This window comes from Bradyrhizobium sp. HKCCYLRH1034 (assembly GCF_051168375.1).
GTDB lineage: Bacteria > Pseudomonadota > Alphaproteobacteria > Rhizobiales > Xanthobacteraceae > Bradyrhizobium.
In genome coordinates, this window is record NZ_JBNPUW010000001.1 from 327023 (window position 1) to 341859 (window position 14837).

Here is a 14837-nt window from a genome sequence, read left to right on the forward strand (position 1 = left end):
TGCTCACGCCTCGCGATAATCCAGCAGGATCAGCCCGACCAGCACGAAGGCCACCGGCCAGACCCAGGCGGCGGCGCGGCTGATGCGGCCGTCCAGGCGCAGCTCGAGCCAGCGCGCCCAGCCGGCGATGATGCCGCACAGCGCCAGCGGCGTGTGGCTCATCTCGATCAGGAGCTGATCCTTGATGTTGGCGATGGCGTGCGAATGGGTCAGCAGCAGCGCGCCGCCGGCGGCGACCGTCAGCGGAAACACCAGCGCCGCCCGCCCCGCCTGTTGCCCGCGCAGCCGCACCCGCCATTCGAACAGGCCGAACAGGACGATCAGCACCACGAACAGCCGGTGCTGCGCCACTTCGGGATCGCGCAGCGACGCGAAGAAGCCGATCGGGCCGAGCGGCCAGGCCATCTCGTCGGCGCGGAGAAACAGGAACGCCGCCATCACCAGGAACAGCAACGGCCAGTGCCGCGCGAAGCCGCCCCACGCGAAGCGTTCGATCAGCGCCAGCAGGCCGATCAGCACGACGAAGATGCCGGCCCAATGGTGGTTGTATTCCGACCAGGCGATGTCGGCGGCGCTGCGCGGCAGGATCACGCCCTCGCCCGGCACGTAGGCTTGCGGCGCCGTCACGCGCTGCGCGTCGGCGGCGTCGATCCTCGCCTGCAACTGCGAGATCGTGAGCTGGTCGACCGAGGGGCTGGTCAGCCGCGGCCGTTGCGGCGCGGCGCGCTCGACGATCTCGGCCCAGTTCAGGCGGTCCTGGCTGAGGTCGATGCCCGGCGGCAGCGACGTCAGCGAGCCCGCCGTCAGGAGCACCGTCAACCCGATGCCGAGCTCGACCTCGACGAAGCGCTTCATCCGCAGCAGCGGCGCTGCGGGATCACGGCGGCGCAGGCGCTCCACAGCCAGGAAATTGCCCGCCCCGAGCGCGAGCAGCATCAGCAGCATCGCGACCTTGGCCGAGGTCATCACACCATAGGCCGTACCGTAGATCGCCGCGAACGAGCCGAGATAGGCGATCGCCATCACGATGCCGCCGAGCACGATCGCCGCCACCGAGACCATCGACATCAACGAGTAGCGCCGTCCGATTCTGCGCTGATCGTCATCCGCCTTGCAGCCGTTCAGCGCCATCATGAAATACGGCAGGCCGCCGATCCAGACGCCGGCGCCGAGCATGTGAAGGAAGTCGGCGGCGAGCAGCGGCCAGCGCACCTCGAGCCGGCTCGCCGCGTGCGTCAGGTTGAGCTGCAGCAGCAGCGCTGAGACGGCCAGCACGGTCAGCGTCAGGACGCGCCAGGCGGCCCAGCTGCCGGTCCGGGCGAGCACGGCGATGCCGAGCGCGCACGCGGCAACAGCCAGGCCGGAGCGTGCGAAATCCGCGCTCGCCGCCGCGCCGAGCGACAGATCGAGCGTCCCGATCAGCGCGCCCATGTTGACTGCGAGCGAAGCCAGCACGACCGCGAACCAGCCGAATGCGCTTCGGCGCAGGAAGCGCTGGCCGCGCTTCCCGACCACGATCGCGTCAGCGGACAGCCTTTGCCGTAGCGGGCGCAGCAGCAACAGCAGAAATGCCAAGCCGCCGATGGTGAAGGACTGTGCCAGCAGGGTCAGGCCGCGCAGCACCACCGAGAGATAGCCGAAGATGTCGAGCAACAGCGACACGGCTAGCGCACGTTGAAAGGAATGTCGCCGCGGGTGATGTGGCCATCGACGCTGAGCACCTGCCATTGCAGGTGCCAGGCGCCGGGGCTGAGCGCCTTGGCCTCGGCGTCGATCTCGTCGGCCGGCGCATCGACTGCCGGAGAAAGCGCCTGCTCGGCACCGTCGGGCGCGCGCAGCTTCAGCCGCGAGCGGGCGTGATCGATGCGGCTGTTGAAGCGCAGCCGGATCATTGTCGTCTGCGTCTCGATGGTGCCACCCGCCGCGGGCTGCGACGAGACGATGATGGCGTGGGCCGAGGCGGCGCCGGGAACGCCCAGAAGCAGCGCGGCAAGGGTCGGCAGGTGGCGGAAGCGGATGACGGACGGCATGGGACGCGCGGGCGGCGGAGGCTGCGGCAGGAACGTTCGGGCTGGATCGGGGCGAACAAAACTCGACCGTTCTAATCTAAGCGACCTTCCTGTTCCCCACGTAGCCACAAACGCGTGACCGGGGCCGGCCGGCCCCTCCGGCAGCGGCACGTGGCCCCGGCCCTGCCCGCAGGGCATCCCGGAACAGCGAAATTTAGGGTCGAATCATCAAGCACTTCGCTGTATGCCTCGCCGCATCATTGCCGTCCGTCGGTTGTCGGGACCCTTCCGCCCGCGGACCAACATTGCCTGATCCCGAGGAACGCCTAAGGAAACCGTCATGCCCGCCTATCGCTCCCGCACCTCCACCCATGGCCGCAACATGGCCGGCGCCCGCGGCCTGTGGCGCGCCACCGGCATGACCAACGAGGATTTCGGCAAGCCGATCATTGCCGTCGTCAACTCCTTCACCCAGTTCGTGCCCGGCCATGTTCACCTCAAGGACCTCGGCCAGCTGGTCGCCCGCGAGATCGAGAAGGCCGGCGGCGTCGCCAAGGAGTTCAACACGATCGCCGTCGACGACGGCATCGCGATGGGCCATGACGGCATGCTCTACAGCCTGCCGTCGCGCGAGCTGATCGCCGACAGCGTCGAATACATGGTCAACGCGCACTGCGCCGACGCCATGGTCTGCATCTCCAACTGCGACAAGATCACGCCCGGCATGCTGATGGCCGCGATGCGCCTCAACATCCCCGCGGTATTCGTCTCCGGCGGCCCGATGGAGGCCGGCAAGGTCAACATCGAAGGCAAGCTGCGCAAGGTCGACCTGATCGACGCGATGATCGTGGCCGCCGACGACAAGGTGTCGGATGCCGATGTCGAGGTGATGGAGCGCTCGGCCTGCCCGACCTGCGGCTCCTGCTCGGGCATGTTCACGGCGAATTCGATGAACTGCCTGACCGAGGCGCTCGGCCTGTCGCTGCCCGGCAACGGCTCGGTGCTGGCGACCCATGCCGACCGCCGCGGCCTGTTCGTCGAGGCCGGTCATCTCGTCGTCGACCTCGCCCGCCGCTATTACGAGCAGGACGATGCGTCCGTGCTCCCCCGCAACATCGCCAACTTCAAGGCGTTCGAGAACGCGATGAGCATGGACATCGCGATGGGCGGCTCGACCAACACCGTGCTGCATCTGCTCGCCGCCGCCCATGAGGGCGAGATCCCGTTCACCATGACCGACATCGATCGCCTCTCGCGCAAGGTCCCCTGCCTGTGCAAGGTCGCGCCGGCCGTGGCCGACGTGCACATGGAGGACGTGCATCGCGCCGGCGGCGTGATGGGCATCCTCGGCGAGCTCGCCCGCGCCGGCCTGCTGCACACCGAATTGCCGAGCGTGCATTCGGCCTCGCTGGCATCGGCGCTGGAGCGCTGGGACATCCGCCAAACGTCGAGCGAGAGCGTGAAGAACTTCTACATGGCCGCCCCCGGCGGCGTGCCGACGCAGGTCGCGTTCAGCCAGGACCGCCGCTATCAGGAGCTCGATCTCGATCGCGAGAAGGGCTGCATCCGCGACCTCGCGCATGCCTATTCCAAGGATGGCGGCCTCGCGGTGCTGACCGGCAACATCGCGCGCGACGGCTGCATCGTGAAGACCGCGGGCGTCGATGCCTCGATCCTGAAGTTCTCGGGTCCTGCGCGCGTGATGGAGAGCCAGGACGCGGCGGTCGAAGCGATCCTGACCAACAAGATCAAGGCCGGCGACGTCGTCGTCATCATCTATGAGGGCCCGCGCGGCGGCCCGGGCATGCAGGAGATGCTGTATCCGACCAGCTATCTGAAGTCGAAGGGCCTCGGCAAGGCCTGTGCCCTGATCACCGACGGCCGCTTCTCCGGCGGCACCTCGGGGCTGTCGATCGGCCACGTCTCGCCGGAAGCCGCCGAGGGCGGCCTGATCGGCCTGGTGCAGGACGGCGACCGCATCGAGATCGACATTCCCAGCCGCACCATTCATCTCGCAGTGTCCGACGAGGAGCTCGCCAACCGCCGCGCCGCGATGGAGGCGAGGGGCGATCAAGCCTGGAAGCCGAAGACGCGCGCCCGCAAGGTCTCGACCGCGCTGAAGGCCTACGCCGCGTTCGCGTCGAGCGCCGCCAAGGGCGCGGTGCGGATCGTCAAGGAGTAAGACCGATCTGTTCGGTCGGCAGCACCGGTCCTTTCCGACCGGTTGCTGCGGCCGGCGGCCGCGGCCTCACCATAGACTTCCTCGTCTCGCTCTCGTCCTGCGAACAGCCATGCCGCACTTCGTTGTTGCCCACTGACGACAGCGGGTTCAGGCTCCCTTCATCGACAATGAGCGCGTCAGCCACAATGCACGCGCCAGGCCCTGGGAAGGATCGCCATGCTGAACCGCCGCAGCCTGCTGCTCGCCTCGCTTGCCGCCGGAGTGACGATGACCACGACAGCCGCCCGCGCCAAGCCGGCGCAACCTTCGACCCCGGTCGATTTCGACGTGCCGGCGCAAGCCTGCGACTGCCACACCCATATCCACGGTGATCCGAAACAATTCCCGTTTGCAGCGAACCGCGTCTACACGCCGGAGCCGGCCCTGCCCGAGGAGATGGCGGCGCTGCACAAGGCCCTGCACATCCAGCGCGTGGTGATCGTGACGCCAAGCGTCTACGGCACCGACAACTCCGCGACGCTGTACGGGATGAAGGCGCGCGGCAATGACGCGCGCGGCGTCGCCGTCATCGACGACAAGACCACCGAGGCGCAATTGGATGCCATGCATGCCGAGGGCTTCCGCGGCATCCGCCTCAATCTCGCGACCGGTGGCATCAATGACCCCAATGTCGGCCGCGCCCGCTTCCAGGCCGCGGTCGAGCGGATGAAGGCGCGGGGCTGGCACGTCCAGCTCTACACCAACACGGCGATGATCGCGGCCATCAAGGACCTCGTGATGCAATCGCCCGTGCCGGCCGTGTTCGACCATTTCGGCGGCGCGCAGGCCGATCTCGGCCTCGGGCAGCCGGGTTTTGCCGATCTGGTCGAGCTCGTCCGCAGCGGCAAGGCCTATGTGAAGATCTCCGGCGCCTACCGCGCCTCGACCCGCGGTCCCGACTACACCGATGTGATCCCGTTCGCGAAGGCCCTGATCGAAGCCAACCCGGACCGCATCGTCTGGGGCACCGACTGGCCCCACCCGGATTCGTCGCCGCATCCCGAACTGAAGGTCACGGATATCAGGCCCTTCTATCCGATCGACGACGGCCGCCTGATGAACCAGCTCCCGGTCTGGGCGCCGGACGCCGCGGTCCGCAAGAAGATCCTGGTCGATAATCCGGCGAAGCTGTACGGGTTTTGATGGCGTTGTTAGTCCGTAGGGCGGGTTAGCGCAGCGTAACCCGCCGCACGATGCTACGCCGCCCTGAAGGCCTACGCCGCGTTCGCCTCAGGCGCCGCGAAGGGCGCCGTGCGCGTGGTGAGGGATTGAGCCTTTAGCCCGCAGGACGGACAAGGCATCTGCCTTCGCTCGACAGAGTGAAGGGAGATGCGTGCCCGCCGTCCTACTATGAGGTCGATTACTACGACCGACGGGCGGTGGGCACGGTGCGTCCGCTGACACTCCGCACCAGCCTTTACTCAATCTGAAATTGCATTCCACTCGTGATGGTTGATTCAGATCAACGCCCGATCTAGCGCCGTGCCGATACTGCGTCAGCATAGGGCCGCACGTGTCCCGGCGGTCACGCCCGGCCCGCATGGATGGGAGACGATCATGTCACAAAAGCCGCTCCTCGACGAGCCGCGCCTCGCCTACCAGATCATCGTCACTGCGCCGGGCACGAAATCGCAGAACTGGCACGGCGTGCTGTACGATCAGAAAGGCGAGCCCGTGACGATCGCCGCCGGCGCGACGGTCAAGACCGGCGTCGGCGTGTTCGTCGGCGTCCCCGAGGACCGTCCTTTCCATCCCTTTGGTGCGATCCACGCCGACACCATCGCCTGGATGAAGACGGCGCAGGGCAACGTCATCATGGACACCGAGCCCTGGGCCTACCGGCTTCATGTCGGCGCGGAAGGCTCCAAGAACGAAGGCTGGCAGGGCGAGTTGCTGCATGGTCGGGGTGTGGTCGGGCCCCAGCCCGGCAAGTTTGAAACGCCGATGGGACCGTTCATCTGGTTGGAACGGACTCACCCCTGGGGCCTCGGCGGCTGGTTCCACGCATCCTGGTCGGCGGCCCAACGACAGGCACCGGCCAAACAAAGCGGCGCGGCCTGAGACGCGCGCGGTCGCGCCTGGGTTTCCATCTGACGGCTCAATCCGCCGGCTCAGAACTTGTATGTGGGCAGGTCGTTCGCGCGCCTCTGCCTGATCTACGTACTATGGTTGTGGCCCAGCGAGCTTCGGTGTCGTTGTCCGAAGCTCCAATGCTCCCGCTCCGGCTTCGCGGAACGACACCAGCCGGCGCTGCGACTCGTCCCACAGCACCAGCCGGACGCAGCGCAGGCTCTCGGGCAGCGTGATGCGGCCGATCTCGCGCAGCTCGGGATGATCGCGCAGCACCACCGGCAGCCTGTAATAGGGAATCCGGCTCGAGAGATGGTGGACGTGGTGGATGCCGATATTGGCGGTGAGCCAGTGCAGCCATGCCGGCAGGTCATAATGTGAGCTGCCGTAGAGCGCGGCCTGCTGCTGCGTCCAGCGCTCGCTCCGCTCCCAGACGGTGTGCTCGAACTGATGCTGGACATAGAACAGCCACACCCCGGCCATGGCGGCGAGCAGCATGATCGGGAGATGCACGACCAGGAACGCCTGGATGCCGATCAGCCACACCAACCCGGCGACGATCAGGGCGATGCCGAAATTGGTCGCCATCGTGCTGACCCAGGGCGACCAGCCGGCGCGCATGAGGCCGAACGGCAGGCGGTGCTGCAGGAAGAACAGGTAGGCGGGTCCGGCGACGAACATGACCAGCGGGTGGCGGTACAGCCGGTAGCGCAGACGGCCCCAGGTCGATCGCGCCTGATATTCCCGCACCGTCAACGTATCGATGTCGCCGATGCCGCGCCGGTCGAGGTTGCCGCTGCTGGCGTGGTGGATCGCGTGGGTGCGCCGCCACCAGTCGTAAGGTGTCAGGGTCAGCACGCCGAGGACGCGGCCGACCCAGTCGTTCGCCTGACGCCCGGCGAAGAAGGTGCCGTGGCCGCAATCGTGCTGGATCATGAACAGGCGCACCAGGAAGGCGCCAGCAGGAATCGCGATGAGCAACGACGCCCAGGCATGGCCGAGCGAGAATGCGAACCAGGCTGCCGCCCACAGCGCCACCAGCGGCACCGCCGTGATCACCAGCTCGGTGACGCTGCGGACGCGGTTTGGCGTGCGATAGCTGCTGAGAATCTGCATCCAGTAGCGGGCGTCGGCCGCCGCGCGGCCCTCGTCGTCGCCGGCGCGCAGCGTGGCGCGGTCCTTGGGCGGCACAGTCGCCATCGCGACTGGCTGATCGAACTGCAATGTCGTCTCCACCTTGTGTTCTTGGCGATCGCGCATGGCGCGACCGCGGCCAAATGGACCTCTGCGCAGCGCCGAACGGGCTGCAGGAGTTCGAAATCACGAGCTTTCGTCGGTTTAACCGCCGTCGAAGCCAAATGGTTCATCGTGCGCCCGGCGATGAACCGCTCTGGACGAGAAAGTCTGGGATGCGGACGCCCGTCAGGAGACGGGTAAAGAGCGCGTGCGGCGGATCAATGAAACTTAACCCGTCGAACGCCTCATTGCTAGGAGAGGACGGGTTACGATCCGTTAATCCGCCCGGTGAAATGCCGCTTCGATTGTGCACCGCGTTCCCCTCACCCCGTCCCGCGCGAGGCATCCTGCGCCACGGCGCCCTCGCGACGCGAGGTGGAGAAAATGTCCCAGATTGCGATAAACATTGCCGCGATCACGGGCCCGATGACGAACCCGTTGAGGCCGAATGCCTCGATCCCGCCCAATGTCGAAATCAGCACCACATAGTCGGGCATCTTGGTGTCCTGTCCGACCAGGATCGGACGCAGGACATTGTCGACGAGGCCGATGACGAGGGCGCCATAGGCGATCAGGACTACGCCCTGCCAGATCGATCCGGTGGCCAGGAGATAGAGCGCGACCGGAAACCAGACGAGGCCCGCTCCCACTGCCGGAAGCAGGGACAGGAAGGCCATCACGACCGCCCACAGCAGGGGCGCGTTGATGCCGAGGAACCAGAACATCAGGCCGCCCAGCGCGCCTTGCGCCAGAGCGACGAGCAGGCTGCCCTTAACCGTCGCGCGGATGACCACCGTGAATTTGCGCAGCAGAGCATCGCGTTGCTCCGGGCGCAGGGGAATGGCGCTCTTGATGCGCTCCGATAGCGTCTCTTCGTCACGCAGCAGGAAGAACAGCAGATAGACCATGATGAACAGATTGACGAAGACCTCGAACGTCCCCTGTCCGATCACGAGCGCCTGGCTCGCAATGACCTCGCTGCCCTTCAGCAGGCCGGCTGACAGCTTGTCCTTCATTCCGGCGAGGCTGCCGAGCCCGAAGCGGTTGAGCAGATCGACCACCCATGTCGGAAGCGCGGCCAGCATCTTCCGAAAGTACTGTCCGATGTCGAGCTGACCGGACTGCATCTGTTTGTAGACTCCGGAGGCCTCCTGCGCCAGCGACGCCCCGATCAGTGACAGCGGAAGGATGACGATCACGACGAAGATCAACACCACGACGGCCGCTGCCAGGCCGTGTCGGCCGTGCATCGATCGCGACAGCCAGCGGTGCAGCGGAACGAAGACGATGACGCCGATGACGCCCCACAGAACCGCGCCGTAGAACGGCAGCAGGATCCACCCGAACATCAGCGATATCGCGACGAGCAAGAGAAGCAGGGCTCGGTCTTCGAGGCTACGCATCTGGCTTTCCTATCGGACCGGGACCGTGAGTTGGACCGTTCCTTCCTCCACGGCGGACGGTTTGCCGCCTGGTCGCGAGATGGTCAACGTTCGAATTCGGCTTTGGCCCCTGCCACGACGCGATGTTGCTGGCGAAAACATGCTCCAGAATGCCGATTTTGTCTGCCGTTCCAGCAACAACGCCGATTTCAAGAGCCTGCGCGAAAAATAAACTGCTTCTGAAACTCAGCAAATGAGCAGCGTTCTGGACGTCGACGAGCTGGCAAGCGGCTACGGCTCGTGGGAGGTGATCAGCAATGTCGGTTCTGCGCTCGGCAAAGCCGAAACCCTCGCCATCGTCGGCAAGAACGGCATGGGCAAGACCTCGCTGCTCAAGGCCATCGTCGGCTTCCTGCCGGCCTGGCGCGGCCGAGTGAAACTTGCAGGCAAGGACGTGACGCGAATAGCGTCGCATCTGAAGCGGAAGATGGGGCTGGTCTATGTTCCCCAGGAACATGCGCTGTTCCAGGACCTGTCGGTCCGCGACAATCTCAGACTTGGCGTGCTCACGGACGATGACATGACCGCGCGTTTCGAGCAGGTCGGCGGCTGGTTTCCGGTGCTGACCAAGCGGCTGAGCCAGCGGGCCGGCACGCTGTCCGGCGGCGAGCAGAAGATGCTGATCGTGGCGCGCGCTGATGGCGAAGCCCGACGTGCTGCTGCTCGACGAGGTCACGGAAGGTCTGCAGCCGTCCGTCGTCGACCGGCTGTCCGAGGCGCTGGTGCGCGTCCGGCGCGAGATCGGCATCTTCCATGATCGTGGTCGAGCAGCATCTGCCATTCGCGCTCTCGATCAGCGACAGATACCTCGTGTTCAAGCGCGGCGAGATCGTCGATGCCGCCGCGGTCGATCGTGACTCCGCCGCGCGCATCGACGAGCACATGCGCATCTAGCGGACCCGTCGCCGCGAGAACAGCGAGATCAGGACCGGCAACGTGATGAGGATGACCACCGGCGCCAGCATCATGCCGGTGACCACGACGATCGCGAGCGGCTTCTGCACCTGCGAGCCGATGCCGGTCGACACCGCGGCCGGCATCAGCCCGATGCCGGCGACGACGCAGGTCATCAGCACCGGACGCAGCTGCAATTCGCCGGTGCGGATGACCGCCTCGATGCGGTCGACGCCCTCGTCGATCAGCTGGTTGAACTGCGAAAGGATGATGATGCCGTCCATCACGGCGATGCCGAACAGCGCGATGAAGCCGATCGCCGCGGACACGCTGAACGGAATGCCGGTCAAAACGAGGCCGACCACGCCACCGAAGATCGCCATCGGGATCACGCTCATGGCGAGCAAGGTGTCGGCCATCGAGCCGAAATTGAACCACAGGAGCACGCCGATCAGCGCGAGGCTGATCGGCACCACGATCGACAGCCGTTTGATCGCGTCCTGGAGATTGCCGAACTCGCCGACCCACTCGACGCGCGAGCCCGGCGGCAGCTGCACCTGCTCGGCGACCTTCTGCTGCGCCTCCTGGATCGCGCTGCCGAGGTCGCGCTCGCGCACCGAGAACTTGATCGGCAGATAGCGCTCCTGCTGCTCGCGATAGATATAGGCTGCGCCCGAGACCAGCTTGATGGTCGCGACCTCGCTCAGAGGAATCTGGGTGATGCCGTTCGGCCCCTGCGCGCCGATGCGCAAATTCTCGATCGCCTCCGCGCTCTTGCGATATTCCGGCGCCAGACGAACGATGATCGGGAAATGCCGGTCGGAGCCGGGCTCGTAGAGATCGCCCGCAGTGTCGCCGCCGATCGCCACCTTGATGGTGGCGTTGATGTCACCGGGCGCCAGCCCGTAGCGCGCAGCCTTGGCCCGATCGATGTCGATCTGCACCGTCGGCTGGCCGAGCGAGGTGAACACCGCAAGATCGGTGACGCCCTGCACCGTCGACAGCACCTGCTTGATCTTGTTGGCGGTGTCCGTCAGCGCCTGCAGATCATTGCCATAGAGCTTGATCGAGTTCTCGCCCTTCACGCCGGACACGGCTTCCGAGACGTTGTCCTGCAGATATTGCGAGAAGTTGAACTCGACGCCGGGAAAGCGGTCGTCGAGCTGCTTCAAGAGCTCCGCGGTGAGCTGGTCCTTGTCCTTGGTGCCGGGCCAGTCCTTGACCGGCTTCAGCGGCGCGAAGAACTCGGCATTGAAGAAGCCGGCCGCGTCCGTGCCATCGTCGGGACGGCCGTGCTGCGAGACCACCGCCTCGACCTCGGGCCGCGCGCGGATGATCTTGCGCATCTCGTTGACATAGGCATTGCCCTCCTGCAGCGAGATCGTCGGCGGCAGGGTCGCGCGGATCCAGAGATTGCCCTCCTCCAGCTTGGGCAGGAATTCGAGCCCGAGCAGCCGGCCGACCACCGCGGTCAGCAGCACGAGACCGATCGCGCCGGTCATCACCAGATTGCGGTTGCCCACCGCCCAGCGCAGCACCGGCGAATAGATCGCGTGCAGCAGCCGCATCAGCCGGGTCTCGGTCTCCTCGACATGTGCCGGCAGGATGATCGCGCTCAGCGCCGGCGTCACGGTGAAGGTCGCAAGCAGACCGCCGGCGAGCGCATAGGCATAGGTGCGCGCCATCGGCCCGAAGATGTTGCCCTCGACGCCGCTCAGGGTGAACAGCGGCAGGAAGGCGGCGATGATGATCGCCGCGGCAAAGAAGATCGAGCGCGACACGTCGGCAGCCGCCGACAGGATCGCGTGGCTCTTCATGCCCATCATCGTCTCCGGCGAGATGTGGCTCTCCTCGGCCTCGGACAATGGCGTGGTTTGCGTCAGCCGGCGGAAGATCGCCTCGACCATGATGACGGTGGCATCGACGATCAGGCCGAAATCGATCGCGCCGACCGACAGCAGGTTGGCGGACTCGCCGCGCAGCACCAGGATGATGACGGCGAAGAACAACGCAAACGGAATCGTGGCGCCGACGATCAGCGCGCTGCGCAGATTGCCGAGAAACACCCACTGCAGCAGCACGATCAGGCCGATGCCGACCACCATGTTGTGGAGCACAGTGTGCGTCGTGGTATCGATCAGGTCCTTGCGGTCGTAGATGCGCTCGATCCGCACGCCGGGCGGCAGGATGCTGGAGCTGTTGATCTGGTCGACCAGTTGCTCGACCCGCGCGATGGTCGGCGAGCTCTGCTCGCCGCGCCGCATCAGCACGATGCCCTGGACGATGTCGTCGTTGTTGTTGAGGCCGGCGATACCGAGCCGTGGCTTCTCCGCCACCGTGACATTGGCGACGTCCTTCACCAGCACCGGATTGCCGCCGCTCTGCGACACCATGGTGCTGGCAAGGTCCTCCATCGAGCGGATCAGGCCGACGCCGCGCACGACCGCCGACTGCGTGCCGATCTCGACCGTGTTGCCGCCGACATTGATGTTGGAGTTGCCGACCGCCTGCAGGAGCTGCGGCAGGGTCAGGCCGTTGGCGACCAGCTTGTTGAAGTCGACCTGGATCTCATAGGTCTTGGTCTTGCCGCCCCAGCCGGTAACGTCGATGACACCCGGCACGGCGCGGAAGCGCCGCTGCAGCACCCAGTCCTGCAAGGTCTTGAGGTCGAGCACGCTGTAGCCGGGCGGACCGCGCAGCCGGTAGCGATAGATCTCGCCGACCGCGCTCAAGGGCGAGATTTGCGGCGTGACGTTGCCGGGCAGCGGCGACAATTGCGACAGGCGGTTCAGCACCTGCTGCAGGGCCTCGTCGTAGGTGTAGTCGAACGAGAACTGCAGCTTGACGTCGGACAGGCCGTACAGCGAGATCGTCCGAATGGTGCGCAGGTTCTTGATGCCGGCGACCTGGGTCTCGATCGGGATCGTGATGTAACGCTCGATCTCCTCGGCCGAGAGGCCGGGGCTCTGCGTCACGATGTCGACCATCGGCGGGGTCGGATCGGGATAGGCCTCGATGTTGAGCTGGCGGAATGCGATCAGACCCCCGATCAGGACGGCGACGAACATTCCGACCATCAGGAAGCGCCGCTGAACGGCGATGGCGACGAGACGGTCCATTCAGATCGGCACTTTCAGGAAGGCATGCAGGAGAAGCGCATCTCAGCTGCCCGAGGCTGCGCGATCGATGAACAGGCTGCCCTTGGTGACGATCTGCTCGCCCGCGCTCAGATTGCTTTCGACCGCGACCTGGTCGCCGTTGATCAAACCGGTCTTGATCTTGCGCAGCTCGATCGACTTGTCGGGACGGGCGACCCAGACGCGGACCTGATTGCCTTCGTAGATCAGTGCCTGGCGGGGCACCGCGACCGCGGGCTGTTCGCCCGGCGAATAGATCGTCACATTGGCGAACATCTCGGGCTTCAGCAGGCCATCCTTGTTGTCGATGGTCGCGCGGACGAGCAGCCTGCGGCTCGCCGGATCGATCGAAGCGGCGACGTAGTTGATGCTGGCCTTGAGCGGTCGGCCGGGCAGCGCCAGCACGTTGACGAGAATCTCCTCGCCGATGTTCACAAGCGCCGCGTCGCTCTCGCGGACGAACGCCGTGAGCCAGACGGTGGAGAGATCGCCGATCACGAAGACCGGGTCGCTCGCGCCGGAGTTGACATATTGTCCGGGGCCGACCTTGCGCTGCACGACCGTACCGGTGATCGGCGAGTAGATCGTGATCTCGCGGTCGATCACGCCCTTGCTCTGAAAATCGGTGATCGCAGCATCCGTGAAGCCGAGGATGCGCAGCTTGTTGCGCGCCGCCTCCAGGGCCGTTTGTGACGACCGCATGTCGTTCTGGGCCTGAACGGAGGTCGCCTCCGCCTGCTGAAAATCCTTCAGCGGGATCGCCCGGCCTTCGAACAGGTCCTTGGCGCGCTTGTACTGGATATCGGCGAGGTCGAGCGCGGACTTCGCCTTGTTCATCGCGGTGATGGCGGCGATGAAATCGTTCTGGGCCTGCACGGTGTCGGCGGCCTCGATCACGAACAGCGGCTGGCCCTGGCGCACCGTCTCACCCGGGCGCGCCAGCAGCTTGGTGACGCGGCCGGCATAGGGCGAGAAAACCGGTGTCGAGCGATCCTCGTCGACGGCAACCTTGCCCTCGGTAACATGCTCGGCACGAAATATCTTCTCACACACCGGCTCGATCGTCAGCGTCGACCATTCCGCTGCCGACGGCGTAAAGGTGGTGCCGTTGCGTTTGGACTGGCTGGAGAGCTCGATATTGTCTTTCGCAGCCGTCTCCGACCGGACTTGCATGTAGCCATAGCCGCCCGCGCCGGCCATCGCCAGGGCAGCAAGGCCGATCAGCAACCGCTTGGTGCTGAGCATCTGGGGGGATGGGTTCATGTCAGACGCCATGGCTGGTCAGATCGGCTCGCGTGATCGGTCGACGATTCCGGCTCTGGCGGTCTCATCGTCGCGCTAATAGTGCGGAACTGGAGCTTTAAACAACCTAAAAATCGCCCAACTCGCCTCCGTTTTGCTTTAAAAATTTGAAAGTTGAACGACAGCCGTTCAGCTTGCATTCAGCTCGTTTTGGGCAATCGCGGTTCCACCGCGACGCACCATGAAAGCATCGGGCCGCAGGGGATCGCCGTGACGGTGTTGCCGGCCTGCAGGCCAACCTCCGCGGGTACGCACCTACTCCGGCCTCACGTCCATGCTCCGGGTTTGCGTTCCGGCTCGGACGAGATCGCGACGTCGCGCTTTTCCTCCAAAATCGAGTCATGGTTTCCATGGCCCTGCGATGGGCGACGGTCCATCGTGCGATCATCGAGTGCAGCCTCGATCAGGTGACTGTGACGCGCACATGAATACGTAGTCTCGCGGCGCAGATGCGTCCGAGTCTTGCCGACCGTTTCACCCTCTCGTGAGGAGGGCGCAGGGAAGGCCAGGCGTCGGCTGACGCCTG

12 protein-coding genes are annotated in these 14837 nt (G+C 65.6%); 6 read left to right on the forward strand and 6 right to left on the reverse strand.

What is annotated here, in order from left to right; translation table 11 throughout:
* Positions 1–3: 3 nt before the first annotated feature.
* Together ACQR0W_RS01540 and ACQR0W_RS01545 are read right to left on the reverse strand one after the other, a co-directional pair.
* Positions 4–1662, reverse strand: a complete 1659-nt coding sequence (locus ACQR0W_RS01540; RefSeq protein WP_315826319.1) for a copper resistance D family protein — start codon at positions 1660–1662, stop codon at positions 4–6.
* A 2-nt stretch (positions 1663–1664) separates the two neighbouring features.
* A complete protein-coding gene (locus ACQR0W_RS01545; protein ID WP_315826320.1) occupies positions 1665–2030 on the reverse strand; it encodes a copper resistance CopC family protein in 366 nt (121 codons plus the stop codon).
* A gap of 319 nt (positions 2031–2349) precedes the next feature.
* On the opposite strand from ACQR0W_RS01545, the gene ilvD reads away from it, so the two are divergent.
* From ilvD to ACQR0W_RS01560, 3 genes are all read left to right on the forward strand, one after another.
* Positions 2350–4191: a dihydroxy-acid dehydratase gene (ilvD, locus tag ACQR0W_RS01550; protein ID WP_316170535.1), complete on the forward strand. Its 1842-nt coding sequence runs from the start codon at positions 2350–2352 to the stop codon at positions 4189–4191.
* A gap of 216 nt (positions 4192–4407) precedes the next feature.
* On the forward strand, positions 4408–5373 hold the full coding sequence (locus tag ACQR0W_RS01555) for an amidohydrolase family protein (protein WP_316170536.1): 966 nt from the start codon (positions 4408–4410) through the stop codon (positions 5371–5373).
* A 414-nt stretch (positions 5374–5787) separates the two neighbouring features.
* The gene (locus ACQR0W_RS01560) at positions 5788–6291 is read left to right on the forward strand and encodes a hypothetical protein (protein ID WP_316170537.1); all 504 of its coding nucleotides are present in this window, start codon (positions 5788–5790) and stop codon (positions 6289–6291) included.
* Between the two features lie 102 nt (positions 6292–6393).
* On the opposite strand, the gene ACQR0W_RS01565 is transcribed toward ACQR0W_RS01560, so the two are convergent.
* Together ACQR0W_RS01565 and ACQR0W_RS01570 are read right to left on the reverse strand one after the other, a co-directional pair.
* Complete coding sequence (locus ACQR0W_RS01565; protein ID WP_409998604.1) at positions 6394–7560, reverse strand: fatty acid desaturase; 1167 nt, start codon at positions 7558–7560, stop codon at positions 6394–6396.
* Positions 7561–7859: 299 nt separating this feature from the next.
* Positions 7860–8939 (reverse strand): AI-2E family transporter, encoded by a 1080-nt coding sequence (locus ACQR0W_RS01570; protein ID WP_316170538.1) that lies wholly within the window; start codon positions 8937–8939, stop codon positions 7860–7862.
* Positions 8940–8964: 25 nt separating this feature from the next.
* Here ACQR0W_RS01570 and ACQR0W_RS01575 point away from each other — a divergent pair, with 25 nt between their 5' ends.
* Genes ACQR0W_RS01575 through ACQR0W_RS01585 form a run of 3 tightly spaced genes read left to right on the forward strand, consistent with a single transcriptional unit; the run spans position 8965 to position 9872 of the window.
* Entirely contained in the window at positions 8965–9150 is a 186-nt protein-coding gene (locus ACQR0W_RS01575; protein WP_316170539.1) for a hypothetical protein, read from the forward strand.
* 21 nt (positions 9151–9171) lie between these two features.
* Entirely contained in the window at positions 9172–9735 is a 564-nt protein-coding gene (locus ACQR0W_RS01580) for an ATP-binding cassette domain-containing protein (protein WP_316170540.1), read from the forward strand.
* A complete protein-coding gene (locus ACQR0W_RS01585; RefSeq protein WP_316170541.1) occupies positions 9732–9872 on the forward strand; it encodes a hypothetical protein in 141 nt (46 codons plus the stop codon). The genes ACQR0W_RS01580 and ACQR0W_RS01585 overlap by 4 nt, the downstream gene beginning before the upstream one ends.
* Here ACQR0W_RS01585 and ACQR0W_RS01590 read toward each other — a convergent pair.
* Complete coding sequence (locus ACQR0W_RS01590) at positions 9869–12991, reverse strand: efflux RND transporter permease subunit (RefSeq protein ID WP_315714866.1); 3123 nt, start codon at positions 12989–12991, stop codon at positions 9869–9871. The two genes, ACQR0W_RS01585 and ACQR0W_RS01590, sit on opposite strands and share 4 nt — an antisense overlap.
* Before the next feature lie 42 nt (positions 12992–13033).
* Positions 13034–14272, reverse strand: a complete 1239-nt coding sequence (locus ACQR0W_RS01595; RefSeq protein ID WP_409977890.1) for an efflux RND transporter periplasmic adaptor subunit — start codon at positions 14270–14272, stop codon at positions 13034–13036.
* Positions 14273–14837 lie beyond the last annotated feature (565 nt).

Excerpts from the sequence above, each read along its gene's own strand:
- ACQR0W_RS01545 (WP_315826320.1), bottom strand. The coding sequence starts at position 2,030 with ATGCCGTCCGTCATCCGCTTCCGCCACCTGCCGACCCTTGCCGCGCTG.
- ilvD (WP_316170535.1), top strand. The coding sequence starts at position 2,350 with ATGCCCGCCTATCGCTCCCGCACCTCCACCCATGGCCGCAACATGGCC.
- ACQR0W_RS01555 (WP_316170536.1), top strand. The coding sequence starts at position 4,408 with ATGCTGAACCGCCGCAGCCTGCTGCTCGCCTCGCTTGCCGCCGGAGTG.
- ACQR0W_RS01560 (WP_316170537.1), top strand. The coding sequence starts at position 5,788 with ATGTCACAAAAGCCGCTCCTCGACGAGCCGCGCCTCGCCTACCAGATC.
- ACQR0W_RS01565 (WP_409998604.1), bottom strand. The coding sequence starts at position 7,560 with ATGCGCGATCGCCAAGAACACAAGGTGGAGACGACATTGCAGTTCGAT.
- ACQR0W_RS01570 (WP_316170538.1), bottom strand. The coding sequence starts at position 8,939 with ATGCGTAGCCTCGAAGACCGAGCCCTGCTTCTCTTGCTCGTCGCGATA.
- ACQR0W_RS01580 (WP_316170540.1), top strand. The coding sequence starts at position 9,172 with ATGAGCAGCGTTCTGGACGTCGACGAGCTGGCAAGCGGCTACGGCTCG.
- ACQR0W_RS01585 (WP_316170541.1), top strand. The coding sequence starts at position 9,732 with ATGATCGTGGTCGAGCAGCATCTGCCATTCGCGCTCTCGATCAGCGAC.
- ACQR0W_RS01590 (WP_315714866.1), bottom strand. The coding sequence starts at position 12,991 with ATGGACCGTCTCGTCGCCATCGCCGTTCAGCGGCGCTTCCTGATGGTC.
- ACQR0W_RS01595 (WP_409977890.1), bottom strand. The coding sequence starts at position 14,272 with ATGAACCCATCCCCCCAGATGCTCAGCACCAAGCGGTTGCTGATCGGC.